24 protein-coding genes and 2 tRNA genes are annotated in these 26054 nt (G+C 68.1%); 8 read left to right on the top strand and 18 right to left on the bottom strand.

Annotated elements, in window-relative coordinates:
• Positions 1-38: 38 nt before the first annotated feature.
• Positions 39-115 (bottom strand) — tRNA-Pro (locus tag H9633_RS11780).
• Between the two features lie 129 nt (positions 116-244).
• Between H9633_RS11780 and H9633_RS11775 the strand changes: the two genes are divergently transcribed.
• Positions 245-315, top strand: a tRNA-Gly gene (locus H9633_RS11775).
• A 146-nt stretch (positions 316-461) separates the two neighbouring features.
• Here H9633_RS11775 and H9633_RS11770 read toward each other — a convergent pair.
• The 11 genes from H9633_RS11770 to H9633_RS11720 form a co-directional block, all read right to left on the bottom strand.
• Positions 462-818 carry an RNA polymerase-binding protein RbpA gene (locus H9633_RS11770; protein WP_191713286.1) on the bottom strand — a complete coding sequence of 119 codons (357 nt, stop codon included), beginning with the start codon at positions 816-818 and terminating at the stop codon, positions 462-464.
• Entirely contained in the window at positions 818-1066 is a 249-nt protein-coding gene (secG, locus tag H9633_RS11765; RefSeq protein WP_071643096.1) for a preprotein translocase subunit SecG, read from the bottom strand. The genes H9633_RS11770 and secG overlap by 1 nt, the downstream gene beginning before the upstream one ends.
• Positions 1067-1146: 80 nt before the next feature.
• The gene (gene tpiA / locus H9633_RS11760) at positions 1147-1959 is read right to left on the bottom strand and encodes a triose-phosphate isomerase (RefSeq protein ID WP_071643094.1); all 813 of its coding nucleotides are present in this window, start codon (positions 1957-1959) and stop codon (positions 1147-1149) included.
• Entirely contained in the window at positions 1950-3164 is a 1215-nt protein-coding gene (locus H9633_RS11755) for a phosphoglycerate kinase (RefSeq protein WP_191713285.1), read from the bottom strand. Before H9633_RS11755 ends, tpiA begins: the two co-directional genes overlap by 10 nt.
• Before the next feature lie 3 nt (positions 3165-3167).
• Positions 3168-4178, bottom strand: a complete 1011-nt coding sequence (gene gap, locus H9633_RS11750; RefSeq protein WP_071643090.1) for a type I glyceraldehyde-3-phosphate dehydrogenase — start codon at positions 4176-4178, stop codon at positions 3168-3170.
• Positions 4179-4278: 100 nt separating this feature from the next.
• Positions 4279-4905: a superoxide dismutase gene (locus H9633_RS11745; protein WP_071643088.1), complete on the bottom strand. Its 627-nt coding sequence runs from the start codon at positions 4903-4905 to the stop codon at positions 4279-4281.
• Positions 4906-5061: 156 nt separating this feature from the next.
• Entirely contained in the window at positions 5062-6054 is a 993-nt protein-coding gene (whiA, locus tag H9633_RS11740; protein WP_191713284.1) for a DNA-binding protein WhiA, read from the bottom strand.
• A gap of 146 nt (positions 6055-6200) precedes the next feature.
• Positions 6201-7073 (bottom strand): RNase adapter RapZ, encoded by an 873-nt coding sequence (gene rapZ / locus H9633_RS11735; RefSeq protein ID WP_071643084.1) that lies wholly within the window; start codon positions 7071-7073, stop codon positions 6201-6203.
• A gap of 26 nt (positions 7074-7099) precedes the next feature.
• Entirely contained in the window at positions 7100-9004 is a 1905-nt protein-coding gene (gene uvrC / locus H9633_RS11730; protein WP_191713283.1) for an excinuclease ABC subunit UvrC, read from the bottom strand.
• Entirely contained in the window at positions 9004-11892 is a 2889-nt protein-coding gene (gene uvrA, locus H9633_RS11725; RefSeq protein ID WP_071643080.1) for an excinuclease ABC subunit UvrA, read from the bottom strand. Before uvrA ends, uvrC begins: the two co-directional genes overlap by 1 nt.
• A gap of 3 nt (positions 11893-11895) precedes the next feature.
• Complete coding sequence (locus H9633_RS11720) at positions 11896-12381, bottom strand: MarR family winged helix-turn-helix transcriptional regulator (RefSeq protein WP_191713282.1); 486 nt, start codon at positions 12379-12381, stop codon at positions 11896-11898.
• 42 nt (positions 12382-12423) lie between these two features.
• Here H9633_RS11720 and H9633_RS11715 point away from each other — a divergent pair, with 42 nt between their 5' ends.
• Positions 12424-12666, top strand: coding sequence for a hypothetical protein (locus H9633_RS11715; protein WP_071643076.1), 243 nt, complete (start codon positions 12424-12426; stop codon positions 12664-12666).
• 75 nt (positions 12667-12741) lie between these two features.
• Here the strand turns inward: H9633_RS11715 and uvrB are convergent, their stop codons facing one another.
• The 3 genes from uvrB to rpsA all read right to left on the bottom strand — a co-directional run bounded on the left by uvrB (position 12742) and on the right by rpsA (position 17019).
• A complete protein-coding gene (uvrB, locus tag H9633_RS11710; protein ID WP_191713281.1) occupies positions 12742-14811 on the bottom strand; it encodes an excinuclease ABC subunit UvrB in 2070 nt (689 codons plus the stop codon).
• Positions 14812-14869: 58 nt separating this feature from the next.
• Complete coding sequence (gene coaE, locus H9633_RS11705; protein ID WP_071643072.1) at positions 14870-15472, bottom strand: dephospho-CoA kinase; 603 nt, start codon at positions 15470-15472, stop codon at positions 14870-14872.
• Positions 15473-15564: 92 nt separating this feature from the next.
• A complete protein-coding gene (gene rpsA / locus H9633_RS11700) occupies positions 15565-17019 on the bottom strand; it encodes a 30S ribosomal protein S1 (RefSeq protein WP_071643070.1) in 1455 nt (484 codons plus the stop codon).
• 187 nt (positions 17020-17206) lie between these two features.
• Between rpsA and H9633_RS11695 the strand changes: the two genes are divergently transcribed.
• Positions 17207-18139, top strand: coding sequence for a 5'-3' exonuclease (locus tag H9633_RS11695; protein WP_191713280.1), 933 nt, complete (start codon positions 17207-17209; stop codon positions 18137-18139).
• Between the two features lies 1 nt (position 18140).
• Here H9633_RS11695 and H9633_RS11690 read toward each other — a convergent pair whose 3' ends face one another.
• Both H9633_RS11690 and trpD read right to left on the bottom strand, forming a co-directional pair.
• Positions 18141-19130, bottom strand: coding sequence for a PHP domain-containing protein (locus H9633_RS11690; RefSeq protein WP_071643066.1), 990 nt, complete (start codon positions 19128-19130; stop codon positions 18141-18143).
• Positions 19131-19146: 16 nt separating this feature from the next.
• The gene (gene trpD / locus H9633_RS11685; RefSeq protein WP_071643064.1) at positions 19147-20211 is read right to left on the bottom strand and encodes an anthranilate phosphoribosyltransferase; all 1065 of its coding nucleotides are present in this window, start codon (positions 20209-20211) and stop codon (positions 19147-19149) included.
• Between the two features lie 189 nt (positions 20212-20400).
• Between trpD and ctaE the strand changes: the two genes are divergently transcribed.
• From ctaE to H9633_RS11660, 5 genes are all read left to right on the top strand, one after another.
• On the top strand, positions 20401-21057 hold the full coding sequence (ctaE, locus tag H9633_RS11680; protein WP_191713428.1) for an aa3-type cytochrome oxidase subunit III: 657 nt from the start codon (positions 20401-20403) through the stop codon (positions 21055-21057).
• Positions 21058-21077: 20 nt separating this feature from the next.
• Entirely contained in the window at positions 21078-21911 is an 834-nt protein-coding gene (qcrC, locus tag H9633_RS11675) for a cytochrome bc1 complex diheme cytochrome c subunit (RefSeq protein WP_191713279.1), read from the top strand.
• Positions 21912-21947: 36 nt separating this feature from the next.
• Entirely contained in the window at positions 21948-23027 is a 1080-nt protein-coding gene (qcrA, locus tag H9633_RS11670) for a cytochrome bc1 complex Rieske iron-sulfur subunit (RefSeq protein ID WP_191713278.1), read from the top strand.
• On the top strand, positions 23024-24835 hold the full coding sequence (gene qcrB / locus H9633_RS11665) for a cytochrome bc1 complex cytochrome b subunit (protein ID WP_071643058.1): 1812 nt from the start codon (positions 23024-23026) through the stop codon (positions 24833-24835). Before qcrA ends, qcrB begins: the two co-directional genes overlap by 4 nt.
• Before the next feature lie 211 nt (positions 24836-25046).
• Positions 25047-25466: a rhodanese-like domain-containing protein gene (locus H9633_RS11660; RefSeq protein ID WP_191713277.1), complete on the top strand. Its 420-nt coding sequence runs from the start codon at positions 25047-25049 to the stop codon at positions 25464-25466.
• Between the two features lie 164 nt (positions 25467-25630).
• Here the strand turns inward: H9633_RS11660 and H9633_RS11655 are convergent, their stop codons facing one another.
• Entirely contained in the window at positions 25631-26053 is a 423-nt protein-coding gene (locus H9633_RS11655; RefSeq protein ID WP_071643056.1) for a cytochrome c oxidase subunit 4, read from the bottom strand.
• Position 26054 lies beyond the last annotated feature (1 nt).

The following is a 26054-nucleotide window of genomic DNA, read 5'->3' as shown; positions in this document are numbered from 1 at the left end:
TTCCGCGTTGACGACGCGGTCGTGAAGTCTTCGGGCTGTGGTCGGGGCGACAGGATTTGAACCTGCGACCTCCCGCTCCCAAAGCGGGCGCTCTACCAAGCTGAGCTACGCCCCGGCTTGAACCCGCGCACACGGGAACGGCCCTGACGAGTCTAACGGACAGAACACGTCGCTCCGTCCGCTATGCTTTACGAGGTGCTCCGCTCGGCGGGGCGCCATGAGGGCGAGACACCGCCGGAATTCCGGGGATGTAGCTTAATGGTAAAGCCTTAGTCTTCCAAACTAATGACGCGGGTTCGATTCCCGTCATCCCCTCTCCTGACGAAGGCCCCCACCGCGAGGTGGGGGCCTTCTCGCATGCCGGGGCGTTCCCGGCATCCGACTCGATCGCCGGTCCGCCTAGAGCCCGAGACGCGAAGAACCCCCGGAGTCGCAGACTCCGGGGGTTCCTCGTGTGGTTCTCAGTTGCCGCCGCGGCGCTCGCGCAGCTGCGTGAGCGCGTCCTCGAGAAGCTGCTCGGCCTCTTCGTCGGTGCGGCGCTCCTTCACGTACGCGAGGTGCGTCTTGTACGGCTCGGGCTTGGCGAGCATCGGCGGGTTCTGCCGGTCGCGACCCGCGGGCAGCCCGCTCTGCGGGTGGTCGATGGTCTCGGGGATCTCGTCGTCGGGGAGCCCCGCCGCGAAATAGCGGACGGTCTCGTTGCCGAGTCCGTCCCAGTAAGACACGGGGATGCGGTCGGCGTGGTAGCCGTGGTCCTGCTCACCCATGGGACCCGAGCCGACACGTGTGCCGCGGATCGCGTTTCCTCCGGTAGCCATCAGATCACCTGGAACTTCGTGATGAGACCGAGCGCGACGATCGAGATGAACCAGATCAGGGCGAGCACGATCGTGAATCGGTTGAGGTTGCGCTCGGCGAGACCGGATGAGCCGACAGCGGCCGACATCCCCCCGCCGAACATGTCGGACAGGCCGCCACCGCGGCCCTTGTGAAGAAGAATGAGGAGCGTCAGCAGCACACTGGTCACGCCAGTGAGCACCTGCAGAACGAACTCGAGAACCTGCACGAGGAAAGCCTTTCGCCGGGGCCGGAATGCCCGTCTAGCGGTCAATTATAGGACGAGGCGCTCGCGCGCCCCGTCCCGACTCACACGCCGACGTGCTTCTGGAAGCGAACGATCGCCGCGAACTCGTCGACGACGAGGCTCGCGCCACCCACCAGCGCACCGTCCACATCCGGCTCGCGCATGAAGCTGGCGATGTTGCCCGATTTGACCGATCCGCCGTACAGCACGCGGGTGCGCGCGGCGGCATCCTCGTCGAGCACCTTCGCGAGCACGCCGCGCAGGGCGGCGCAGACGTCCTGCGCCTGAGCCGGAGTCGCCGCCTGGCCCGAGCCGATGGCCCAGACCGGCTCGTACGCCACGACGATGTCGGCCGACGCCGGCACACCCTCGAGCGCCTTCTCCAGCTGGCCGGCCGGCACCGCGCTGGCACCGAACTTCTCGAGATCCTCGGCGGTCTCGCCGACGCAGATCACCGGGACGAGACCGTGCTTCAGCGCGGCCTTCACCTTCGCGTTGACGACCGCGTCGTCCTCCCGGTGGTACTCGCGACGCTCGGAGTGACCGATGATCACGTAGCCGACGTTGAGCTTGGACAGGAATGCGCCCGACACCTCTCCGGTGTAGGCCCCGGAGTCGTGCGCCGAGAGGTCCTGCGCTCCGAGCGCGAACGGGATCTTGTCGGCGTCGATGAGGGTCTGCACGCTGCGGATGTCGGTGAACGGCGGGAAGACAGCCACCTCGACGGAGTCGCCCTCGTGCCCGGCGTCCTTCAGCGTCCAGTGCAGCTTCTGCACGGTCGCGACGGCCTGGAGGTGATCGAGGTTCATCTTCCAGTTGCCCGCGATGAGCGGTGTGCGGCGGTTCTGCGCGCTTGTCACAGGGTTCACTCCCATCCGAGGACCGTGAGGCCCGGTAGCTTCTTGCCCTCGAGGAACTCGAGGCTGGCGCCTCCGCCCGTCGAGATGTGACCGAACTGGTCGTCCGAGAATCCGAGCTGGCGCACGGCCGCGGCGGAGTCGCCGCCGCCCACCACGCCCAGGCCGTCGACCTCGGTGAGGGCCTGCGCGACGGCCTTGGTGCCCGCGGCGAAGGCCGGGAATTCGAACACGCCCATCGGCCCGTTCCAGAAGACGGTCGCGGACGATCGCACGGCATCGGCGAACGCCGCGGCCGTGTCGGGTCCGATGTCGAGGCCGATTCCGGATGCCCCGAACGAGCTCTGCTCGATGGCATCCGCCGGAACCGTCTCGTGGTCGGCGTCGGCGGCGAATCCGGACGCCACCACGACGTCGGTCGGCAGCACGAGTTCGACGCCGCGCTCCTTCGCCTCGGAGATGTAGCCGCGCACGGTCTCGAGCTGGTCCTTCTCGAGCAGGCTCGAGGCCACGGCGTGGCCCTCCGCGGCGAGGAAGGTGAAGAGCATCCCGCCTCCGACGAGCAGACGGTCGACACGCGGCAGCAGGTGCGAGATCACGCCGAGCTTGTCGCTCACCTTCGATCCGCCGAGCACCACGGTGTACGGGCGCTCGGGGTTCTCGGTGAGCCGGTCGAGCACGTCCAGCTCAGCGGCGATCAGCAGGCCCGCCGCGGACGGCAGCAGCTCGGCCAGGTCGTAGACGCTGGCCTGCTTGCGGTGCACGACGCCGAACCCGTCCGAGACGAAGGCGTCGCCCAGCTCGGCGAGCTGCCCGGCGAATGCCGCGCGGGTGGCGTCGTCCTTCGAGGTCTCGCCAGGGTTGAACCGCAGGTTCTCGAGGACGGCGATCGCGCCGTCCTCGAGGCCTGCGACGGTGTCCCGCGCGGAGTCGCCCACCGTGTCCGTCGCGAAGGCGACCGGCGCGTCGAGCAGCTCAGACAGTCGTTGCGCGACCGGCTCGAGGCTGTACTGGGGATCGGGAGCGCCGTCGGGGCGCCCCAGGTGGGAGCACACGATCACGCGCGCGCCCGCATCGGTGAGGGCCTCGAGCGTGGGCAGTGACGCCCTGACGCGACCATCATCGGCGATGACGCCGTCCTTCAGGGGGACGTTCAGATCGCAGCGGACGATGACCCGCCTGCCCGACAGCGACCCCAGTGACTCGAGAGTGCGCAGCGCCATGGTTCAGAGACGCTCGGCGACGTACTCGGTGAGGTCGACGAGGCGGTTGGAGTAGCCCCACTCGTTGTCGTACCAGCTGGACACCTTGACGAGGTTGCCGCTGACGTTGGTCAGCTCCGCGTCGAAGATCGACGAGTGCGGGTTCAGCTGGATGTCGCTCGAGACGATCGGGTCCTCGGTGTACTCCAGGATGCCCTGCAGACGACCGTCGGCTGCGGCCTCACGGTATGCGGCGTTGATCTCGTCGACGGTCAGGCCGTCGCGCTCGGCGATGATGGTGAGGTCGACGATCGAGCCGGTGGGAACCGGAACGCGGTACGACGAGCCGCTGAGCTTGCCGTTGAGCTCGGGGAGCACGAGGCCGATGGCCTTGGCGGCACCCGTCGACGCCGGCACGATGTTGATCGCTGCACCGCGGGCACGGCGCAGGTCGCTGTGCGGGCCGTCCTGCAGGTTCTGGTCTGCGGTGTACGCGTGCGCGGTCATCATGAACCCGCGCTCGATGCCGAACTTGTCGTTGAACACCTTGGCGAGCGGCGCGAGGCAGTTGGTGGTGCACGAGGCGTTGGAGATGACGTTCATCGTGGCGGAGTCGTAGGTGTCCTCGTTCACGCCCATCACGAAGGTGCCGTCGACGTCGGTGCCGGGCGCCGAGATGATGACCTTCTTGGCGCCGCCGGCGATGTGCTTCGAGGCGTCGGCGGCCTTGGTGAACCGGCCGGTGGACTCGATCACGATGTCGACCCCGAGCTCGCCCCACGGCAGCGCTGCCGGGTCCCGCTCCTCGAACACCTTGATGTCCTTGCCGCCGACGGTGATCACGTCGCCCTGGTGCGAGACCTCGACGCCGAGCGGACCGCCGACCGAGTCGTACTTGAGGAGGTGCGCCAGTGCGGCGTTGTCGGTGAGGTCGTTGACCGCGACGATCTCGATGTCAGCGTTCTGTGCGAGCGCCGCACGAAGGAAGTTACGTCCGATACGACCGAAGCCGTTGATACCGATCTTGACAGACACGAAAGTCTCCTGGTTCTTACTCGGGGAAATGCGTATTTCTTGCGGAATGCGCGGACAACGGCGTCCTAATGGGCCAGACGCCCATTAGGACGCCGGTCTTTTACGACAGTACCAGCAGACCGGAGGTCTTCTCGCGCGCGATCTCGAAGCGTGACGAGACGTTCTCCCAGTTGGCGATGTTCCACGCCGCCTTGATGTAGTCGGCCTTCACGTTGAGGTAGTCGAGGTAGAAGGCGTGCTCCCACATGTCGAGCTGGAACAGCGGGATGGTGCCTTGCGCGGTGTTGCCCTGCTGGTCGAAGAGCTGCTGGATGATCAGGCGAGCGCCGATCGGGTCCCAGCTGAGCACCGCCCAGCCCGAGCCCTGGATGCCCGCCGCGGCGGCGGCGAAGTGCGCCTGGAACTTCTCGAACGAGCCGAAGAACTCGTCGATCGCCGCCTTGAGCTCACCTTCCGGCTGTCCGCCGCCCTCGGGCGAGAGGTTGGTCCAGAAGATGGAGTGGTTGACGTGACCGCCGAGGTTGAACGCGAGGTCCTTCTCGAGCTTGTTCACGTTGGCGAGGTTGCCGCTCTCGCGGGCCTCGGCCAGGCCGTCCAGCGCGGCGTTCGCACCGGTGACATAGGCGGCGTGGTGCTTGTCATGGTGCAGTTCCATAATCTTGCCGCTGATGTGCGGTTCCAGTGCCGCAAAGTCGTAGGGAAGGTCGGGGAGCGTGTAGGTCGCCATGTCGATTTCATCCAATCCGCGCCGCGCCACGGCGCTTGCCGATCCTCTGCGACGCCGAAGTGCCTCGCAGAGCAGACGTTTTTCATCCTACTGACGACAACGCCACCGGCGGCCGGATGTTCCGAATGCCGGATCCGGCGGGCCATCCGGTCGGCCTCAGCCGTCGAGACCGGCGGGCACTGCGGCCTCGGTGCCCGGGATGCCCTCCTGCTGGGCGCGCTTGTCCGCCATGGCGAGCAGCCGGCGGATGCGCCCCGCGACGGCGTCCTTGGTGAGCGGCGGGTCGGCGTGGTGTCCGAGCTCGTCGAGGCTCGCGTCGCGGTGCGCGAGCCGGAGGCTTCCGGCGGTGCGCAGGTGCTCGGGCACGTCGTCGCCCAGGATCTCCAGCGCGCGCTCCACACGAGCGCACGCGGCCACAGCGGCCTGCGCCGACCGACGCAGGTTCGCGTCATCGAAGTTGACCAGGCGGTTCACGCCGGCGCGCACCTCGCGACGCTGACGCATCTCCTCCCAGGCGATCGCCGTGCGGCGGGCGCCCATGGCGGTGAGGATGGCACGGATCGCCTCGCCCTCGCGCACGACCACGCGGGGCAGGCCGCGCACCTCACGGGCCTTCGCCGCGACGCCCAGACGGTGGGCGGCCCCGACGAGCGCCATCGCGGCTTCACCGGACGGGCACGAGATCTCCAGCATGGCTGACCGACCGGGTTCGCTGAGGGATCCGGATGCCAGGAACGCACCGCGCCAGATCCCCGCGAGCTCCTCCGGTGAGCCGGTGGTGAGGCGGTTGGGCAGGCCGCGCACCGGGCGACGTCGCGCGTCGAGCAGACCGGTCTGGCGCGCCAGGGTCTCCCCCGCGGCGATGACCCGGACCGCCCAGCGGGCACCGCTCGGGGCACCACCGGAGGTCGCGACGCTGGCCTTGACCTGGGCGATCTCCGGACGCACGCCGTAGATCTCGGCGAGATCGCGGCTGACACGACGGGCCAGCAGCTCGGCATCCACCTCGGCCTCGACCGCGACACGACCGGCGATCGAGTGCAGACCGCCGGCGAAACGCAGGATGGTCGTCACCTCGGCGACGCGCACCGCCGGGGGTGCGTTCCGCACGCTGACGAGCTCGGCCTTGACGTCGGTGGTTAGTGCCACGGGACTCCTCACGATCCAGGCGTCGGATCGCGACGCAAGGGACTAGCCTACAAGGCCCGGGGCCCGCGCACCGACCCGATCGCGTGCCGGCGGCGGTCGACGCCCGTGGTCGGATGCCCGCTGGGCGGGCTGCCTCGGGTCGGGGGTCACTCCCGACCGAGGTCGCGATGGCGCACGTTGATGGCGACACCCGGCACATCCGCGAGGCGCCGAGCCAGCTCCTCGCTCATGGCCACCGAGCGGTGCTTCCCGCCGGTGCAGCCGATGGCGACCGTCGAGTGGCTCTTGTTCTCGCGCTGGTACCCCTCCAGCACCGGACGCAGCGCCGCGGCGTAGGCGTCGAGGAACTGCTCCGAGCCCGGCAGACCCAGTACGTAGTCGCGCACCGGCGCATCGCGTCCGGTGAAGTCGCGCAGCTCCTCATTCCAGAACGGGTTCGGCAGGAAGCGCATGTCGGCGACGAGGTCGACGTCGGTCGGGAGCCCGTACTTGAACCCGAAGCTGAGGATGGTGAGGCGATGACGCGCCGCACCCTCCTCCGAGAACATCTCCGAGACCTGCATCGCGAGCTGATGGATGTTCAGCGACGACGTGTCGATGAGCAGGTCTGCCGATTCGCGGATGGTGGCCAGACGCGATCGCTCGGTGCGGATGCCGTCGAGAAGGGTGCCGTCCCCCTGCAGCGGATGGGGGCGGCGCACGGACTCGAAACGGCGCACGAGCACGTCGTCGGACGCGTCGAGGTAGAGCACCTTCACCCCGCCGCGGGAGCGCAGGACGCGGTACACGTCCGGCAGCTCGTCGAACAGGCCGCGTCCGCGGACATCCACGACCGCGGCGATCTTCGGAAGGTTCCCGGCTCCCATGTCGGTGAGCTCGAGAAGGGGCCGCAGGATCTGCGGAGGCAGATTGTCGACCACGTACCAGCCGAGGTCCTCGAGTGCGTTCGCCGCGGTGGTGCGACCTGCTCCCGACATCCCGGTGACGATGAGGAACTCGCCCTCTTCTGCGGCCGCCATGCGTTGCTCCCTTCGCTGCTACCAGCCTACCGAGTCGCGGGTGCCTGTCCGCCAGCGAGATGCGCGTGGATGGTCGATGCGAGGACCGGTCCGATGCCCGCCACCTCGCCGATCTGCTCGGGACTCGATGCGCGCAGTGCCGTGACCGATCCGAAGTGGGTGAGCAGCGCCTTGATGCGGGCGTCGCCGAGGCCGGGGATCTCGCGGAGCACCGTCTGGATGTCGCGACGGCGGCGCTTGCGCTGGTGGGTGATCGCGAAGCGATGCGCCTCGTCGCGCAGGCGCTGCACCAGGTACAGCGCCTCGCTGGTGCGCGGGAGGATGACCGGGAAGTCGTCGTCGGGAATCCAGATCTCCTCGAGCCGCTTGGCGATGCCGCACAGCGCGATCTCGGTGCGCCCGCTGTCGCGCAGCGCCCTCGCGGCCGCCTGCACCTGGGGCTGGCCTCCGTCCACGACCAGCAGCTGCGGGCGGTAGGCGAAGCGCGGTCGCCGCTTCCCCTCGCCCTCGCCCTCGCCCTCGCCCTCATCCTCGTCGGCCCGCTCCGGCCCGGAATCCACCCGCGCGAGCCGGCGCATGAGCACCTGGTACATCGAGTCGGTGTCGTCCGTCGTCTCGGCGATGTTGAACGAGCGGTACTGATCTTTGCGCGGCAGTCCGTCTTCGAAGACGACCATCGAGGCGACGACGTTCGTGCCGCCGAGGTGCGAGATGTCGAAGCACTCGATGCGCAGCGGGGCCTCGTCCATGCCGAGCGCCTCCTGCAGGTCGGTGAGCGCCTGCGTGCGCGCGACGTAGTCGCTGGTCCGCCGCGTCTTGTGGCGCAGCAGTGTCTGCTGGGCGTTGAGCGTGGCGGTGCGCATGAGATCGGCGCGCTGCCCGCGCTGGGCGACGGCGATCTCGACGCGACGCCCACGGCGCTGGCGCAGCCACTCCTCCAGCTCGGCGGCGTCGTCGGGCAGGGTGGGCACCAGCACACGGCGGGGGATGTCGGACGAGTCGCCGTAGACGCGCTGCAGGATCTGGTCGACCAGCTCCCCGCGGCTGATGTCGAGCTCCTTGTCGACGGCGAGCGAGCGCACACCGCGCACTCGACCGCCGCGGATGACGAAGTGGTGCACGGCCGCCGACAGCTCGTCCTCGGCGACGCCGAACAGGTCGGCGTCCTCGTCGGACGGCAGCACGAGGGCGCTCTTGCCCAGCACGGCGTCGATCGCGGTGAGCTTGTCGCGGAACCGCGCCGCCGCCTCATAGTCCATCGCGGCGGACGCCGCCTGCATGCGCTTCGTGAGATCGCGCGTGAAGCGCTCGTCACCGCCCGCCATGAAGGCCACGAAATCGTCGACCATTGCGCGATGCTCGTCGATGGTGACCTTCATCGAGCAGGGTCCGCCGCACTTCCCGATCTGGCCGGGGAAGCACGGTCGTCCGGTCTGCATGGCGCGCCGGTAGCTGGAGTCGCTGCACGTGCGGATCGGGAAGGCCCGCACCATCAGGTCGATTGTCTCGTGCACCGCCCAGACCTTGGGGTACGGTCCGAAGTACCGCGCACCGGGGATGCGCCGGTTGCGCGTCACCATGACACGCGGAGCCTCGTCTGCGAGGGTGATCGCCATGAACGGGTAGGACTTGTCGTCCCGGTAGCGCACGTTGAACGGCGGATCGAACTCCTTGATCCACATGTACTCGAGCTGCAGCGAGTCGACGTCGGTCGCGACGACGGTCCACTCGACGGATGCCGCGGTCGTGACCATTCGCCGGGTGCGCTCGTGCAGGGTGCGCAGCGGCGCGAAGTAGTTCGACAGGCGCTGGCGCAGGTTCTTCGCCTTACCGACGTACAGCACCCTGCCGTCGGCGTCGCGGAAGCGATAGACGCCGGGGTCGGTGGGGATCTCCCCCGCGCGCGGCTTGTACGGGAGGACGTCCGCCATCAGCCGGCCTTGCGCGAGCCGCGCTCCTGCCCGAGGACCTCGGCGAGGAACGCACCCGTGTGACTCTCCGCCACCCCGGCGATCTGCTCGGGCGTGCCGGCGGCGAGGATCTGCCCACCACCAGATCCGCCCTCGGGGCCGAGATCGATCACCCAGTCGGCCGACTTGATGACGTCGAGGTTGTGCTCGATGACGATGACGGTGTTGCCCTTGTCGACGAGTCCGTTCAGCACCTCGAGGAGTTTGCGCACGTCCTCGAAGTGCAGACCGGTGGTCGGCTCGTCGAGCACGTAGATGCTCCGCCCGTTGCTGCGGCGCTGCAGCTCGGTGGCGAGCTTGACGCGCTGCGCCTCGCCACCCGAGAGCGTCGTCGCCGCCTGGCCCAGCCGCACGTAGCCGAGGCCGACGTCGACGAGCGTCTTCATGTACCGGTGGATCGCCTGGATCGGCTCGAAGAACTCCGCCGCCTCGGCGATCGGCATCTCGAGCACCTCGGCGATGTTCTTGCCCTTGTAGTGCACCGTGAGGGTGTCGCGGTTGTACCGCTTGCCGTGGCAGACCTCGCAGTCGACGTACACGTCCGGCAGGAAGTTCATCTCGATCTTGATCGTGCCGTCGCCCGAGCAGGCGTCGCAGCGCCCGCCCTTGACGTTGAAGCTGAACCGCCCGGGCTGGTAGCCGCGGACCTTCGCCTCGGGTGTCTCGCTGAAGAGCGTGCGGATGCGGTCGAAGACACCCGTGTAGGTCGCCGGGTTCGATCGGGGCGTGCGCCCGATCGGCGCCTGATCGACGTGCACGACCTTGTCGAGGTTGTCCAGGCCGGTGACCCTGGTGTGCTTGCCCGGCACCGTGCGCGCGCCGTTGAGCCGGCCGGCGAGCACCTGGTACAGGATGTCGTTGACCAGCGAGGACTTGCCCGAGCCGCTCACACCGGTGACGGCGGTGAGCACCCCCAGCGGGAAGTCGGCGGTCACGTTCTTGAGGTTGTTCGCCTTGGCGCCGACGACGCTCAGCATCCGCTTCCGGTCGATCTTGCGACGCGTGTCGGGCACGGCGATCTCGCGGCGACCGGCGAGGTAGTCGCCGGTCATCGACCCGGTCTCGGCCAGCAGCGCGGAGTAGGGGCCGGAGTGCACGACCTCACCCCCGCCGACGCCGGCGCCGGGCCCGATGTCGACGACCCAGTCGGCAGCCTCGATGGTCTCTTCGTCGTGCTCGACGACGATCAGGGTGTTGCCGAGGTCACGCAGCCGGACCAGTGTCTCGATGAGCCGGCGGTTGTCGCGCTGGTGCAGGCCGATCGAGGGCTCGTCCAGCACGTAGAGCACACCGGTGAGACCGGAGCCGATCTGGGTCGCGAGCCGGATGCGCTGCGCTTCTCCTCCGGAGAGGGAGCCCGCCGAGCGACCGAGGTTGAGGTACGACAGGCCGACCTGCAGCAGGAACTCCAGGCGCAGGCGGATCTCACGCAGCACCTGGGCGGCGATCTTCGCCTCGCGATCGGTGAGCTCGAGCTCGTGCATGAAGGTGCTGGCGTCGGCCAGGCTGAGATTCGACACCTCGGCGATCGAATGACCGTGCACCTTGACCGCCAGGACCTCCGGCTTGAGACGGGCGCCGTCGCACACCGGGCACGGCACCTCGCGCAGGTACTCGCCCCAGCGACCACGCTGCGTGTCGGACTCGGCCTGCAGGTACTGCCGTTCGATGTACGGCACGACACCCTCGAAGCCCGACGTGTAGCGCATCTCGCGCCCGTAGCGGTTCTTCCATTTGACGCTGACCTTGTAGTTGTCGCCGCGCAGCACAGCCTCGCGCACGTCGGAATGCAGCTTGTTCCATGGTGTGTCGAGGGAGAAGTCGAGATCGCGCGCCAATCCTTCGAGCAGGCGCTCGTAGTACTGGAACAGGCCCTTGCCCTGGGTCGTCCAGGGCAGGATGACGCCTTCGCGGATCGACAGGTCCTCGTCGCCGAGCATGAGGTCGACGTCGACCGACATCCGCGTCCCCAGACCCGCGCACGCGGGGCACGCACCGAACGGTGCGTTGAACGAGAACGTGCGGGGCTCGATCTCGGTGAGCGCGATCGGGTGACCGTTCGGGCAGGCGAGCTTCTCGGAGAAGGACTGCCACGCGGCGTCACCCTCTTCGTCGACGAAGTTGACCTGCATGATCCCGCCGGCCAGTCCCAGCGCGGTCTCGACCGAGTCGGTGACCCGCCCGAGGATGTCGTCCGACGCCACGAGCCGGTCGACCACGACGGCGATGTCGTGCTTGTAGCTCTTCTTCAGCGTCGGCGGCTCGGCCAGCTGGATCAGCTCGCCGTCGACGATCGCACGCGAATAGCCCTTCGCGCCGAGCTCCTTGAAGAGGTCGACGAACTCGCCCTTCTTCTGCGTCACCACCGGTGCGACGATCTGGTAGCGCGTGCGCTCGGGCAGCTCGACGAGCTGGTCGGCGATCTGCTGCACCGTCTGGCGCTGGATCCGCTCGCCGCATTCCGGACAGTGCGGGATGCCGATGCGCGCCCACAGCAGGCGCATGTAGTCGTGGATCTCGGTGATGGTGCCCACCGTGGATCGCGGGTTGCGGTTGGTCGACTTCTGATCGATCGAGACCGCGGGGCTCAGCCCCTCGATGAAGTCGACATCGGGGCGGTCCACCTGGCCTAGGAACTGGCGCGCATAGGCGCTGAGCGATTCGACGTAGCGTCGCTGCCCCTCGGCGAAGATCGTGTCGAACGCGAGGCTGGACTTGCCCGACCCGGAGAGCCCGGTGAAGACGACCAGCGAGTCACGGGGGATGTCGATGTCGACGTTCTTCAGATTGTGGACGCGGGCACCGCGGACACTGAGTTTTGCGGAGGAGGCGACAGGAACGATGGGCACCGTTCAAGTGTAGGAGCGGCCACCGACACCGGGCTCCGCGTCAGCCGAGGGCGAACGCGGGGCCCGTCCGGCGAACGGCTTCAGCGCGTCCCGGAGCGAGGCGACCTCGTCGATTCCGGTGCCGACGGCCGCCATGACGGCACGCGGCACATCGACCGCCCTGTCTCGAAGCGCGCGACCGGTGTCGGTGAGGGTGATGTCGAGACGGCGCTCGTCGGCCGTGCTCCGCGCGCGCTGCACCAGACCGTCCTTCTCGAGCCGCTTCACCAGCGGCGAGGCGCTGGCGGGCTCGAGAGCGAGTTCGGCGGACAGGTCGGTGAGCGAGCGCGGCGAATGCTCCCACAGCGCGAGCATCACGAGGTACTGGGGGTGCGTCAGACCCAGCGGCTCGAGGATCGGCCGATAGACGGCGACGACGTTCCGAGCGGCGGTGACCATGGCGAAGCAGAGCTGGTTCTCGAGTCGCAGCAGCTCGTCGTCAGTCATCATGCGTCTGATTCTATGTGCACAGATATTACGTACACTAAAGGTATGTCCGAGAACCCCGCCCGTGTTCCGCTGCGCACCCGCATCCGAGAGGCGGGCGGTCTGTACGCCTGGTTCAACTCGAATCTGATCCGCATCGCCGGACCCGCGTCGGTCGGGCCGTACGAGCCGACGCTGCCACCGAGCGCGGCGGAGCGCGCCGAGCGCGCGTGCCCGCTGTGCGGTGCGCCCATGAACCAGCACAGCATCGACCGCACCGGCCCGAAGCCGCTGATGCACTGCCCGTGACGCGCTGCCCCTGACGCGGCCAGGCTCTCGCCCCGGCCCGGACCCTCCGTCGAGCCATGCGCCCCGCGCGAAGGATCAGGCGTGTCCGGCCCGCTCCATCGCCCGCAGCTCCTTCTTCAGGTCCTGCACCTCGTCGCGCAGGCGCGCGGCCAGCTCGAATTTGAGCTCGCCGGCAGCGGCAAGCATCTGATCCGACAGATCCGCGATCGTGTCCTCGAGCTGCGCCGCGCCCTCCGCCGCGATGCCCGTGCGCCGCAGGTTCGGCGTCGGCGACTTCCCCTTGCCGCTCTTGCTGCGCGCCGATCGCATGTCGGCCGTGTCGGCAGCCTCTCGGGCGAGCACCTCGGTGATGTCGGCGATGCGCTTGCGCAGCGGCTGCGGGTCGACGCCGTTCGCCTTGTTGTACGCGATCTGCTTCTCACGACGGCGCTCGGTCTCGTCGATGGCCTTCGCCATCGAGTCGGTCATGTTGTCGGCGTACATGTGCACCTCACCCGAGACGTTTCGAGCCGCACGTCCGATCGTCTGGATGAGCGACGTTCCCGATCGCAGGAAGCCCTCCTTGTCGGCGTCGAGGATCGCGACCAGCGACACCTCCGGCAGGTCGAGTCCCTCTCGCAGCAGGTTGATTCCCACCAGCACGTCGTACACACCGGCGCGCAGCTCGCTGAGCAGTTCGACGCGGCGGAGCGTGTCGACGTCGGAGTGCAGGTAGCGCACGCGCACACCGTGCTCGCCGAGGAAGTCGGTGAGCTCTTCGGCCATCTTCTTCGTGAGCGTCGTCACCAGCACGCGCTCGTCGCGCTCGACGCGGAGACGGATCTCCTCGAGCAGGTCGTCGATCTGGCCCTTGGACGGCTTCACGATGATCTGCGGGTCGATGAGACCGGTGGGACGGATGATCTGCTCGACGACGCCGTCGGCGATGCCCATCTCGTACTTGCCAGGCGTCGCCGACAGGTACACGGTCTGCCCGATGCGGTTCTTGAACTCGTCCCAGCGCAGCGGACGGTTGTCCATCGCGCTGGGCAGGCGGAATCCGTGCTCGACGAGCGTGCGCTTGCGCGACGCGTCGCCCTCGTACATCGCACCGATCTGCGGCACCGTCACGTGCGACTCGTCGATGACGAGCAGGAAGTCGTCGGGGAAGAAGTCCAGCAGTGTGTGCGGCGGCTCGCCCGGCATGCGGCCGTCCATGTGCCGTGAGTAGTTCTCGATGCCCGAGCAGAAGCCGAGCTGCTGCAGCATCTCGATGTCGAACGTCGTGCGCATGCGCAGCCGCTGCGCCTCGAGCAGCTTGCCCTGGCGCTCGAGCTCGGCCAGCCGCTCCTCGAGCTCGTGCTCGATCGTGCCGATCGCGCGCTGCACGACGTCCGTGCCCGCGACGTAGTGCGACGCCGGGAAGATCGGGACGGAGTCGAGCTTGGCGATGACCTCGCCGGTGAGCGGATGCAGCGAGTACAGCGCTTCGATCTCGTCACCGAACAGCTCGATCCGGATGGCGTGCTCCTCGTACACCGGGATGATCTCGATCGTGTCGCCCCGCACCCGGAAGTTGCCTCGCGAGAAGTCGACGTCGTTGCGGTTGTACTGCATCGCGATGAACTGGCGGATGAGCGCGTCGCGGTCGTACCGCTCCCCCACCTGCAGCGCGACCATGGCGCGCAGGTACTCCTCCGGGGCGCCGAGGCCGTAGATGCACGACACGGTCGAGACCACGACGACGTCACGTCGACTGAGCAGCGAGTTCGTCGTCGAATGACGCAGCCGCTCGACCTCGGCGTTGACCGAGGAGTCCTTCTCGATGAAGGTGTCGGTCTGCGGGACGTAGGCCTCGGGCTGGTAGTAGTCGTAGTACGAGACGAAGTACTCGATCGCGTTGTTCGGCATGAGCTCGCGGAACTCGTTCGCCAGCTGCGCGGCGAGCGTCTTGTTGTGCGCCATGACCAGGGTCGGCCGCTGTACCTGCTCGATGAGCCAGGCGGTCGTCGCCGACTTTCCCGTACCGGTGGCACCGAGCAGCACCACGTCGGTCTCGCCGGCGTTGATGCGCGCCGCGAGCTCGGCGATGGCCTGCGGCTGATCGCCGGCGGGCATGTACTCGCTGACGACCTCGAAGGGGCGGACGCTGCGCGTGGGTTGCATCCCACCAGCCTACGAGCACCCTCCGACACCGGGCGCGAGCGGGGGGCTCAGCAGTCGATCACGGTGACGCGGTCAGCGAACGCCACAGCGCGTCGACCTGCTCGAGCGTGTGCTCGACGCTTCCCGACGTGTCGATGACGACGTCGGCGATCGCCCGACGCTCCTCATCCGAGACCTGCGCGCCGATCCGGCGGCGCGCATCGTCCTCTGACATGCCGCGCAGTCGCGTCATCCGCTGCACGCGCACCTCGGCCGGGGCATCCGCCACCACGATGAGATCCCACGGGTCGTCGACGCGCGCCTCGACGAGCAGCGGCACGTCGTACACGACGACGACGGCGGGGTCGGCGGCGAAGGCGGCGTCGAAGCGACGCTGCGACTCCGCGCGCACGGCCGGATGCACGATCGCATTCAATCGCTGCAGCGCGGCCTCGTCGCCGAAGACCCGCGCCCCGAGCGCTGCGCGATCGAGTGATCCGTCCGCGGCGATCATCTCCGCACCGAAGGCGTCGGCGATCGCCTCGAGCACGGCGCCGCCAGGCTGCTGCACCTCACGTACGATCGCGTCGGCATCGATCACCGTCGCACCGTGCTCCGCGAGGCGCGCGGCGATGGTCGACTTGCCCGAGGCGATGCCCCCGGTGAGCGCGATGAGTGGCATCCGTCCATCCTGGCACGCGACGTCCGCTGGTCCGGATACGCGGAACGGGCCGCCACCCGAAGGTGACGACCCGTTCCTGACGTGATCCGTGATCAGCTGTTGCCGCCCGAGAGCTTCTCGCGCAGAGCCGCGAGAGCCTCGTCGTCGGCCAGCGTGCCGGCACCGGTGGAGTCGGTCGAGAACGTCTGAGCGCCGAAGTCGTCGCCCGCGGCAGCCTCGGCCTCGGCGGCCTTGACGACCTGAGCCTTGTGCGCCTCCCAGCGAGCCTGCGCAGCGGCGTACTCCTGCTCCCATGCCTCGCGCTGAGCGTCGAAGCCTTCCTTCCAGGCGCCGGTCTCGGCGTCGAAGCCCTCCGGGTACTTGTACTCGCCGTTCTCGTCGTACTCGGCGAGCATGCCGTACAGGGCCGGGTCGAACTCGGTGCCGTTGGGGTCGACCGACTCGTTGGCCTGCTTCAGCGACAGCGAGATGCGGCGACGCTCGAGGTCGATGTCGATGACCTTGACGAAGACCTCTTCGCCGACCGACACGACCTGCTCAGCCAGCTCGACGTGCTTGCTGGAGAGCTCGGAGATGTGCACGAGGCCCTCGATGCCGTCCGCGACGCGCACGAACGCACCGAACGGAACGAGCTTGGTGACCTTGCCCGGTGCGATCTGGCCGATCGCGTGGGTGCGGGCGAAGACCTGCCACGGGTCCTCCTGGGTCGCCTTCAGCGACAGCGAGACGCGCTCGCGGTCAAGGTCGACCTCGAGGATCTCGACGGTGACCTCCTGTCCGACCTCGACGACCTCGGAGGCGTGCTCGATGTGCTTCCACGACAGCTCGGAGACGTGCACGAGACCGTCCACGCCACCCAGGTCGACGAACGCACCGAAGTTGACGATCGACGAGACGACGCCCTTGCGGACCTGACCCTTGTGCAGGTTGTTCAGGAACGTGGTGCGCGACTCGGACTGCGTCTGCTCGAGCAGGGCGCGGCGGCTGAGAACCACGTTGTTGCGGTTCTTGTCGAGCTCGAGGATCTTCGCCTCGAGCTCCTGGCCGAGGTACGGGGTGAGGTCGCGGACACGGCGCAGCTCGATGAGCGACGCGGGCAGGAAGCCACGCAGGCCGATGTCGACGATGAGGCCACCCTTGACGACCTCGATGACGGTGCCGGTGACGACCCCGTCGTTCTCCTTGATCTTCTCGACGTCGCCCCAGGCGCGCTCGTACTGTGCGCGCTTCTTGGAGAGGATCAGACGGCCTTCCTTGTCCTCCTTCTGGAGAACGAGGGCCTCGACCTGGTCGCCGACGGCGACGACCTCGTTGGGGTCGACGTCGTGCTTGATGGAGAGCTCGCGGGAGGGGATGACGCCCTCGGTCTTGTAGCCCACGTCGAGCAGAACCTCATCGCGGTCGATCTTGACGATCGTGCCCTCGATGATGTCGCCGTCGTTGAAGAACTTCAGGGTCTTCTCGACCGCGGCCAGGAAGTCCTCAGCAGAGCCGATGTCGTTGATCGCGACCTGCTTGGTGGCCGGGGCGGTCGTTGCGCTAGTCATGTAGTGGGTTGTCCTTGTGAATGGAAGATCGGGCTTCGAGGCCCGACGCGCACGCCGGGATGGATGTTCGAAGCAGGTGGATGTCGATTGCGATGCCACGAGGGCAGGCACAGGCCTGCCACGAGTGACGCTTCAGATTATCAGATCCGCCGCCGGGACGCTCCCCCTCTGCTCCTATGCTGGGGCGGTGACCGAACGACTGATGCTGCTCGACACCGCCAGCCTCTATTTCCGGGCCTTCTTCGGCGTGCCGGACAGGGCGAAGGCGCCCGACGGATCGTCGGTGAACGCCGCCCGCGGACTGCTCGACATCATCGCCAAGCTGGTGACGCTCTACCGCCCGTCGCAGCTCGTCGCCTGCTGGGACGACGACTGGCGTCCGCAGTGGCGCGTCGATCTCATCCCCAGCTACAAGGCGCATCGCGTGGTCGAGCAGATCGCCGACGCGCCCGACGTCGAGGAGGTTCCGGATGCCCTGCAGCAGCAGATCCCACTGATCCGGGAGGCGCTCGGCGTCCTCGGCGTCCCGATCATCGGCGCGGCCGAGCACGAGGCGGACGATGTCATCGGCACGCTGGCCACACGGGCATCGCTCCCGGTCGACATCGTCACGGGCGACCGCGACCTGTTCCAGCTCGTCGACGACGGCCGGGACGTGCGCGTCATCTACACCGCACGCGGCATGAGCAACCTCGAGATCGTCACCGACGAGACCGTCGTCGCGAAGTACGGCGTGCTCCCCTCTCAGTACGCGGACTTCGCCACCCTGCGCGGCGACGCGTCGGATGGTCTGCCCGGAGTGAAGGGCGTCGGCGAGAAGACCGCGGCGACCCTGCTGCTCTCCCACGGCGACCTCGCGGGCATCCGCGCCGCCGCCGAGGAGGGGCAGCTCACGGCGACCGCGGCACGGCGGTTCGCCGAGGCGTCGGATTACCTCGATGTGGCCCCCACCGTGGTGAAGGTCGCGACCGACCTCGACATCTCCGCTCCCGGCGTCGTCCTGGCTGAGCTCGACGATGCGGCGCGGGATGCCGCCGAGGCCTTCGCCGAGCGATGGAACCTGGGCTCATCGATGACGCGCGCGCTGGGCGCTCTGGCATCCGCGGGGAATGCCGGCTGACTCAGCCGCGCGCCCAGGCGCGCAGGCGCTCGAGCCCCCACGACGTGACGATCCGCTCCACCGGCACCCCGGCCGCCTCCGCGCGCTCGGCTCCATGGTCGAGCAGCGAGAGCTGACCAGGGGCGTGCGCGTCCGAGTCGATGGAGAACAGGCATCCCTCCTCGAGGGCGACGGCGATCAGGTCGTCGGGAGGGTCCTGACGCTCCGGTCGTGAGTTGATCTCGACCGCGACGCCGTTCTCGGCGCACGCCGCGAACACCGCTCTGGCATCGAACTGCGACGACGGGCGCGTGCCCCTGGATCCCTCGACGAGGCGGCCCGTGCAGTGGCCGAGCACGTTGACCCGGGGATCCGCGACGGCCGCGAGCATCCGCCTGGTCATCGGCTCCGCATCCATCCGCAGCTTCGAGTGCACCGAGGCGACGACGATGTCGAGCTCGTCGAGCATCTCCGGGGTCTGATCGAGCGCGCCGTCCTCGAGGATGTCCACCTCGATGCCGGCGAGCATCGTGAGTCCGTCACCCGACTGCGCACGCACCAGCGGGATCTGCTCGCGCAGCCGCTCCTGCGACAGTCCGCGCGCCACTTTCAGCCGGGGCGAGTGGTCGGTGACAGCCAGGTACTCGTGACCGAGCGCTCGTGCCGCAGCCGCCATGGTCTCGATCGGGGTCGTCCCGTCTGACCAGTCGGTGTGACTGTGCAGGTCGCCCTTCAGGCGCGCGCGAAGCGCGGAGCGCCGCTCGGGCTCGACCTCGCCGCGGAGCTCGACGAGATAGTCCGGCACCCGCCCCTGCTGCGCCTGCCGGATCACGGCGAACGTCGAATCGCCGATGCCCTTCTGCGCCTTGAGACGCGCGGGGTCGCTCAGCACGTCAGCCGGAAGGGCCGCCACCACGGCTGCCGCCTGCCGGAACGCCTTCGCACGGTAGCGCGACGCGCGCTCGCGTTCGAGCAGCGCGGCGATCTCGAGGAGGGCGTCGGCGGCTTCCACGATTGCTCCGCTCCGCTCAGGCGGGCAGCGGCTCCCTGGTGACCTGGACCCACTGATCGAGCTTGGCTGAGGCGCGTCCGTCGTCGATCACTTCGGCCGCACGCGTGTACGCGTCGCGGAGCCGCTCGACGATCGGGACCTGCGTCAGCGTCGAATCGTGCGAGAGCTCGTAGGCGACGATGCCGGCGGCGGCGTTCAGCAGCACGATGTCGCGCACGGCTCCCCTCTCGCCCGCCAGGGTGCGCCGCAGGACGGACGCGTTGTGCTCGGGAGACCCGCCGACCAGGTCGTCGAGCTCGGCGAGCGGGATGCCCAGGTCGCGCGGATCGAGGTCGTGCTCGTGGATGTCTCCGCGCGTGACCTCCCAGATGCGGCTGTGTCCGGTCGTGGTGAGCTCATCGAGTCCGTCGTCGCCGCGGAACACGAGCGCCGTGGCGCCGCGGGTGCGGAACACCCCCGTGATCAGCGGCACGCGGTCGAGCTGCGCGACACCGACGGCGTTCGCCTCGGCGCGCGCCGGATTGCACAGCGGACCCAGCATGTTGAACACGGTCGGCACGGCGAGCTCGGACCGCGCGACGCCGGCGTGCTTGAAACCGGGGTGGAAGGCGGCGGCCCACGCGAACGTGATCCCCGTGCGCTCGAGCGCGTCGGCGACCCGCGTGGGGTCGAGCGAGATGTCGAGGCCGAGGGCGGCCAGGACGTCGGACGACCCGGACGAGGAGCTCGCGGCGCGGTTTCCGTGTTTGACCACCGGGATCCCGGATGCCCCGATGATGACCGCCGCGGTGGTGGAGATGTTGACGGTGCCGATGCGGTCGCCACCGGTTCCGACGATGTCGAGCACATCCGACGACACCGGCAGCGGCACGGCGGCCTCGAGGATGGCATCGCGGAAGCCGACGATCTCGTCGATGGTCTCGCCCTTGGCGCGCAGCGCCACCAGGAAGCCGGCGAGCTGGGCATCCGTCACCCTTCCCCGCATGACCTGGCGCATCGCCCAGGTCGACTCCCACACGCTGAGATCACGGCGATCCAGCAGCGTCGAGAGCAGATCGGGCCAGGTGAGGGTGTCAGCCATGACTGCGATCCTAATCGCGCGGAGGATGATGCCGTTTCGAGATGACGTGTGCCCCGTCGTCATCGCACACCCCGCTGGACGTGGGAACGCGGCACATTCGCAGGTGCTTCTTAGGTCTTCCTTAGTCGCAGGACAGCGAGACAGGCCACGTCGGTGCGAGAATCCCCGCGCGGAATCGGCCATAATGGTCTGGTGACCACCTCAGCGACGTATGCCCCGGCGGCAAGAACCATCAAGCGCCCCAATCCGGTCGCTGTCGGCACCATCGTGTGGCTCGGCAGCGAAGTCATGTTCTTCGCGGGACTCTTCGCGATCTACTTCACGCTGCGCAGCACCTCCCCCGAGCTCTGGGCGGACCGCACCGAGCTGCTCAACGTGGTGTACGCCTTCGTCAACACCGTCATCCTGGTGGCGTCGTCGTTCACCTGCCAGATGGGCGTGTTCGCCGCTGAAGACCTGCAGCCCTATCGCATCGACAAGGGCAAGGTGAACGCCTTCGGCCGTCGTCGCCTGTTCGGCTGGGGCATGGTCGAGTGGTTCTGGCTCACCTTCATCCTCGGCGCGATCTTCGTCAGCGGCCAGGTGTGGGAGTACGCGCAGCTCGTCGCCGAGGGCCTTCCGATCACCGCCGACTCGTACGCCTCGGCGTTCTACATCACGACCGGCTTCCACGCTCTGCACGTCACCGGCGGTCTCATCGCCTTCGTGCTGGTCATCGGCCGCGCATACGCGGTCAAGAACTTCGGCCACAAGGAGGCGACCTCCTCGATCGTCGTGTCGTACTACTGGCACTTCGTCGACGTCGTCTGGGTCGCCCTGTTCGCCGTCATCTACTTCCTGAAATAAGAGCGGAGCGATTTCCCGAAATGGCACGAGTGAAGAAGCACCGCTCTCGCGGTCGCCGCAGTCCCCTCGCCGCTGCCGCGCTGATCGGCGCCGGCCTGCTGCTCACCGGCGGCGTGTACGCCGGTGCGTCCGCTGCTATGGCATCCACCGCTGACACGCAGACCAGTGCTGCGGCAGAGCTGACCGTCGAGGACGGCCAGAAGCTGTTCACCGCGAACTGCGCGACCTGCCACGGCATCGACATGCAGGGCACGAGCGAAGGACCGAGCCTCATCGGCGTCGGCGAGCTGTCCGTCGAGTTCCAGGTGGCGACCGGCCGCATGCCGCTGCAGATGCAGGGCCCGCAGGCGCCGCAGAAGCCCGTGCAGTTCACCGACGCGCAGATTCGCGCGATGGCCGCCTACGTGCAGAGTGTCGCTCCCGGCCCGAGCTACCCCGACAAGTGGGTGACCGCAGGCGAGGAGAACCCCGACAACGCGAGCGACGAGGTCGACATCGCACACGGCGCGGAGCTGTTCCGCATCAACTGCGCGATGTGCCACAACGTCGCCGCCGCCGGTGGTGCTCTGACGGAGGGCAAGTACGCCCCCGCGCTGACCTCCACCAGCCCGCTGCACATCTACGCGGCCATGGTCACGGGCCCGCAGAACATGCCGGTCTTCGGCGACATGAACCTGAGCACCGAGGACAAGCGCGACATCATCGCCGCCCTCGCCTACCAGCAGGAGGCCGTGCAGATCGGCGGCTTCACGCTCGGATCGCTCGGTCCCGTGTCGGAGGGCCTGTTCATCTGGATCTTCGGAATCGGCGCGCTGGTCGCCCTCACCGTGTGGATCACGGCGAAGTCCAACTGACGCACTTTCATCGAAGAGTTACGTACGAGGAGCACCATGGCACACGACGACGACACGCAGGCTCTCGACAGGGCCTACGAGCCCTCGCGGGGGCTGGGCGTCGCAGTCAGCGATCCTGCGGAGAACCCGGGACTGCCGCCACACCGTGAGCGGATGACCGACAAGGACCCGCGCGCCGAGAAGGCTGCGGTCCGCACGGTCTACACCCTGTTCTACCTGTCGCTCGCCGGCAGCATCTGGGCGGTCGCCGCATACATGCTGTTCCCGATCGAGAGCGGCATGGCGATCGACATCCGCCACAACAACATGTACATCGGCATCGGCATCGCGTTCGCGCTGCTGGCGCTCGGCATCGGCGCGATCCACTGGTCGAAGGCGCTGATGTCCGACAAGGAGTACATCGAGCACCGCCACCCGACCCGCGGCAAGGACGCCACTCGCGCCGGCGCCGTCGAGGCGTTCGCCGCGGCCAACGAGGACTCGGGCTTCGGGCGCCGCGCGATCATCCGCAACTCGCTCATCGCCGCGGTCGTGGCCTCGATCCTGCCCGGCCTCACGCTGTTCCGCGGTCTCGCACCGCACAACAACTCGCACGGCAACCCCATCGCCGGTGACCCGGTCGCACTTCTGAAGCACACCATGTGGGAAGAGGGCATGCGCCTGGCGCGTGACCCCGAGGGCACCCCTATCCGCGCCGCGGACGTCACTCTCGGTTCGGCCTTCCACGTCATCCCCGAGCCGCTCGCCGAGCTCGGCCACAGCGAGGGATACATGGAGGAGAAGGCCAAGGCCATCGTGCTCCTCATGCGTCTGCGACCCGAGCAGCTGATCGAGGCCGAGGACCGCAAGGACTGGTCCTACGACGGCATCGTCGCCTACTCCAAGGTCTGCACGCACGTGGGCTGCCCCGTCGCGCTGTACGAGCAGCAGACCCACCACCTGCTGTGCCCGTGCCATCAGTCGCAGTTCGACGTCACGGACCACGCCAAGGTCATCTTCGGCCCGGCAGCGCGACCGCTGCCGCAGCTGCCCATCGCCGTCGACGATGAGGGCTACCTCATCGCGCAGAGCGACTTCACCGAACCCGTCGGCCCGAGCTTCTGGGAGCGTCATTGAGCACCGCAACTCTTAAAGAGGACACCAAGCAGAAGCCCCTGGGCGGACGCTTCATCGGCGCGACGGCGAACTACCTCGACGAGCGCACCAGCCTGTCGGGGCTCGTCAAGGAGCTCGGCCGCAAGATCTTCCCCGACCACTGGTCGTTCATGCTCGGCGAGATCGCGCTCTGGGCGTTCGTGGCCGTGTTCCTGTCGGGAACGTTCCTGACGTTCTTCTTCCAGGCCTCGATGGCCCCCACGCACTACACCGGCGCGTACGCGCCGCTGCGCGGCGTGGAGATGACGGCGGCCTTCGAGTCGGCGCTGCGCATCTCGTGGGACATCCGCGGTGGCCTGCTGGTTCGCCAGATCCACCACTGGGCGGCACTCGTGTTCATCGCCGGCATCGGCATCCACATGCTGCGTGTGTTCTTCACCGGCGCGTTCCGCAAGCCGCGCGAGCTCAACTGGGTGATCGGCTTCGTGCTCTTCATCCTCGCCCTGGCCGAGGGATTCACCGGCTACTCGCTGCCCGACGACCTGCTCTCGGGCAACGGTCTGCGCATCATCGACGGCATGATCAAGGGTCTGCCGCTGATCGGCACCTGGACCTCGTTCCTCATCTTCGGCGGCGAGTTCCCCGGCGACGACATCGTCGGCCGCCTGTACACGATGCACATCCTGCTGCTGCCGCTGCTGGTGATCGCGTTCATCGTGCTGCACCTGATGCTGATGGTGATCAACAAGCACACCCAGTTCGCCGGCCCCGGCCGCACGAACGACAACGTCGTCGGCTACCCGATGATGCCGGTGTACATGTCGAAGATGGGCGGCTTCTTCTTCATCGTCTTCGGTGTGATCGTCCTGATCGCCTCGTTCTTCCAGATCCTGCCGTTCTGGGATTACGGTCCCTACGACCCGTCCCCGATCTCGGCCGGCACGCAGCCTGACTGGTACATCGGCTTCGCCGACGGCGCCCTGCGTCTCGCTCCCCCGCACCTCGACGTCATGCTCGGCAACTTCACGCTGTCGCTCGGCATCGTCATCCCGGTGCTGGTGCTCGGACTGTTCATCGTCGCCGTTGCGATCTACCCGTTCCTCGAGGCGTGGATCACGGGCGACAAGCGCGAGCACCACATCGCCGACCGTCCCCGCAACGCCCCGACCCGCACCGCCATCGGTGTCGCCGGGATGATCTTCTACGCGGTGCTCTGGGCTGCGGCCTCGTCCGACCTCATGGCCACGCACTTCATGCTGACCATGGAGGGTGTCATCCACGCCCTGCAGGCCCTGCTCTTCGTCGGCCCGATCCTCGGGTACTTCGTGACGAAGCGCATCTGCATCGCGCTGCAGAAGAAGGATCGTGAGATCGTTCTGCACGGCTACGAGTCGGGCCGCATCGTGCGCCTGCCCGGTGGCGAGTTCATCGAGGTGCACCAGCCCGTCGACGTGTACGACCGCTGGAAGCTCATCGACTACGCCACCTACGAGCCTCTCGTCGTGCGCCCGAACGCGAAGGGCCGCATCCCATGGCACGAGAACCTTCGCAGCTCGATCTCGCGGTGGTTCTACGAAGACCGCCTGCAGCCGCTCACCCAGGCCGAGATCGCGGCAGCCGACGCGCATCAGCAGCACACGCTGGCGCACGACGCCGAGATCGAGGCGGCCGAGATCGCCGGGGCACACGCCCGCGCGGGTGTCACCTCCGAAGACCAGATCGCCGCAACCGACCTGCACGTCGACGAGACGCCGAACACCCCCAGCTCGGTGATCGCGAAGGACCCGGCCAAGCCGCGCAGGAAGAAGAAGTCGGAGGACGGCGAGTAAGCCGCACTCCCCCACGACAGAGGGCCCGTCCGAATCCGGACGGGCCCTCTGTCGTCTCCCCGCTCTCCGACGCCCTCGGCGTCCGTCCGTCGCCCTCGGCGTCCGTCCGTGCGGTCCGAGCAGGTGCGACAAGCGACGAGACGAGTTCGCACGCTCCTCGGCAGGATGTCATCAGCGCGTAGGCGCGATACCGGCGCGCTACCCTGTGACCATGATCGACCGACACGAGTTCTTCGCCGCCAAGCTGCAGTACGAGACCGATGCGAGCGACGTGCACGCGGCGCGGAAGGCGGGGACAGACCTCGTGGTCATCGATGTGCGCTCCGACGAGGCGTGGGCACAGGGTCGCGTTCCCGGGGCCGTGCACATGCATTACAGCGAGATCGCCGAGCGAGCGCCGGTGGAGATCCCGTCCGACGCCTCCGTCGTCGTCTACTGCTGGAGCCCCGGGTGCAACGCCGGCGCCAAGGGCGCTCTGGAGTTCGCCGCTCTGGGCTACTCGGTGCGCGAGATGATCGGCGGTTTCGAGTACTGGGTTCGCGAGGGATATCCCGTCGAGGATCACGACGGCATCCACCGCCGTCCGATCGACGCCCTGACCGGCGTCCCCCGCATCCGAACCCGGCCGTGATGCCGCGCAGCGCAGACGCACACCACGCCGCAGTGATTCGCGCGCACCCCGGTGCAGCGGGGCGCGCACGACTCCCCTGACGACGCCTCCCGCTGACCGCTGCAGCCCGTCCCCGCCGACGACGAAGGCCCCCTGGACGGATCCAGGGGGCCTAGACGGGGGTGTCAGCGTGCGAAGTGCCCGCGGTAGTACTCGTACACCCAGCCGACGATCGCGACGAGGAAGATCGCCACACCGATCGGCAGCAGGAACTGACCGACCGCGAGGCCGAGCAGGAAGACACCTGCGGACGCGGCGAGGACCAGCGGCCACCACGACCACGGCGAGAACTCGCCGAGCTCGGGGTCACCGTCGTCGATGTCCGCCGTCAGGACGTCCTCGGGGAGCTCGCCACCCTGCGCCTTGTACGTGCGCTGCAGGTAGACGGCGATCATGGCACCCATGAAGGCGACGAACAGGAGCGCCACCGTGCCCACCCATTCCACGTAGCCGTGGAAGGGGTCGACCAGGTTCCAGATCGTGTAGACGATGGACGCGATCGTGAAGAAGACCGCGATGATCCACCAGAGGATGACATTGCTGCGCATG

The sequence above is a fragment of the Microbacterium commune genome, from assembly GCF_014836945.1.
Lineage (GTDB): Bacteria > Actinomycetota > Actinomycetes > Actinomycetales > Microbacteriaceae > Microbacterium > Microbacterium commune.
The sequence above is the reverse complement of the archived record's forward strand: the minus strand, read 5'-3'. Positions and strand labels throughout refer to the sequence as shown.

Coding starts and splice junctions, on each gene's coding strand:
- H9633_RS11745 (WP_071643088.1), bottom strand. CDS start 4,905: ATGGCGACCTACACGCTCCCCGACCTTCCCTACGACTTTGCGGCACTG.
- H9633_RS11660 (WP_191713277.1), top strand. CDS start 25,047: ATGATCGACCGACACGAGTTCTTCGCCGCCAAGCTGCAGTACGAGACC.
- qcrC (WP_191713279.1), top strand. CDS start 21,078: ATGGCACGAGTGAAGAAGCACCGCTCTCGCGGTCGCCGCAGTCCCCTC.
- H9633_RS11770 (WP_191713286.1), bottom strand. CDS start 818: ATGGCTACCGGAGGAAACGCGATCCGCGGCACACGTGTCGGCTCGGGT.
- H9633_RS11755 (WP_191713285.1), bottom strand. CDS start 3,164: ATGGCGCTGCGCACTCTCGAGTCACTGGGGTCGCTGTCGGGCAGGCGG.
- H9633_RS11715 (WP_071643076.1), top strand. CDS start 12,424: ATGTCCGAGAACCCCGCCCGTGTTCCGCTGCGCACCCGCATCCGAGAG.
- rpsA (WP_071643070.1), bottom strand. CDS start 17,019: ATGACTAGCGCAACGACCGCCCCGGCCACCAAGCAGGTCGCGATCAAC.
- trpD (WP_071643064.1), bottom strand. CDS start 20,211: ATGGCTGACACCCTCACCTGGCCCGATCTGCTCTCGACGCTGCTGGAT.
- uvrC (WP_191713283.1), bottom strand. CDS start 9,004: ATGGCGGACGTCCTCCCGTACAAGCCGCGCGCGGGGGAGATCCCCACC.
- tpiA (WP_071643094.1), bottom strand. CDS start 1,959: ATGGGAGTGAACCCTGTGACAAGCGCGCAGAACCGCCGCACACCGCTC.
- H9633_RS11720 (WP_191713282.1), bottom strand. CDS start 12,381: ATGATGACTGACGACGAGCTGCTGCGACTCGAGAACCAGCTCTGCTTC.
- H9633_RS11655 (WP_071643056.1), bottom strand. CDS start 26,053: ATGCGCAGCAATGTCATCCTCTGGTGGATCATCGCGGTCTTCTTCACG.
- qcrA (WP_191713278.1), top strand. CDS start 21,948: ATGGCACACGACGACGACACGCAGGCTCTCGACAGGGCCTACGAGCCC.
- uvrB (WP_191713281.1), bottom strand. CDS start 14,811: ATGCAACCCACGCGCAGCGTCCGCCCCTTCGAGGTCGTCAGCGAGTAC.
- coaE (WP_071643072.1), bottom strand. CDS start 15,472: ATGCCACTCATCGCGCTCACCGGGGGCATCGCCTCGGGCAAGTCGACC.
- rapZ (WP_071643084.1), bottom strand. CDS start 7,073: ATGGCGGCCGCAGAAGAGGGCGAGTTCCTCATCGTCACCGGGATGTCG.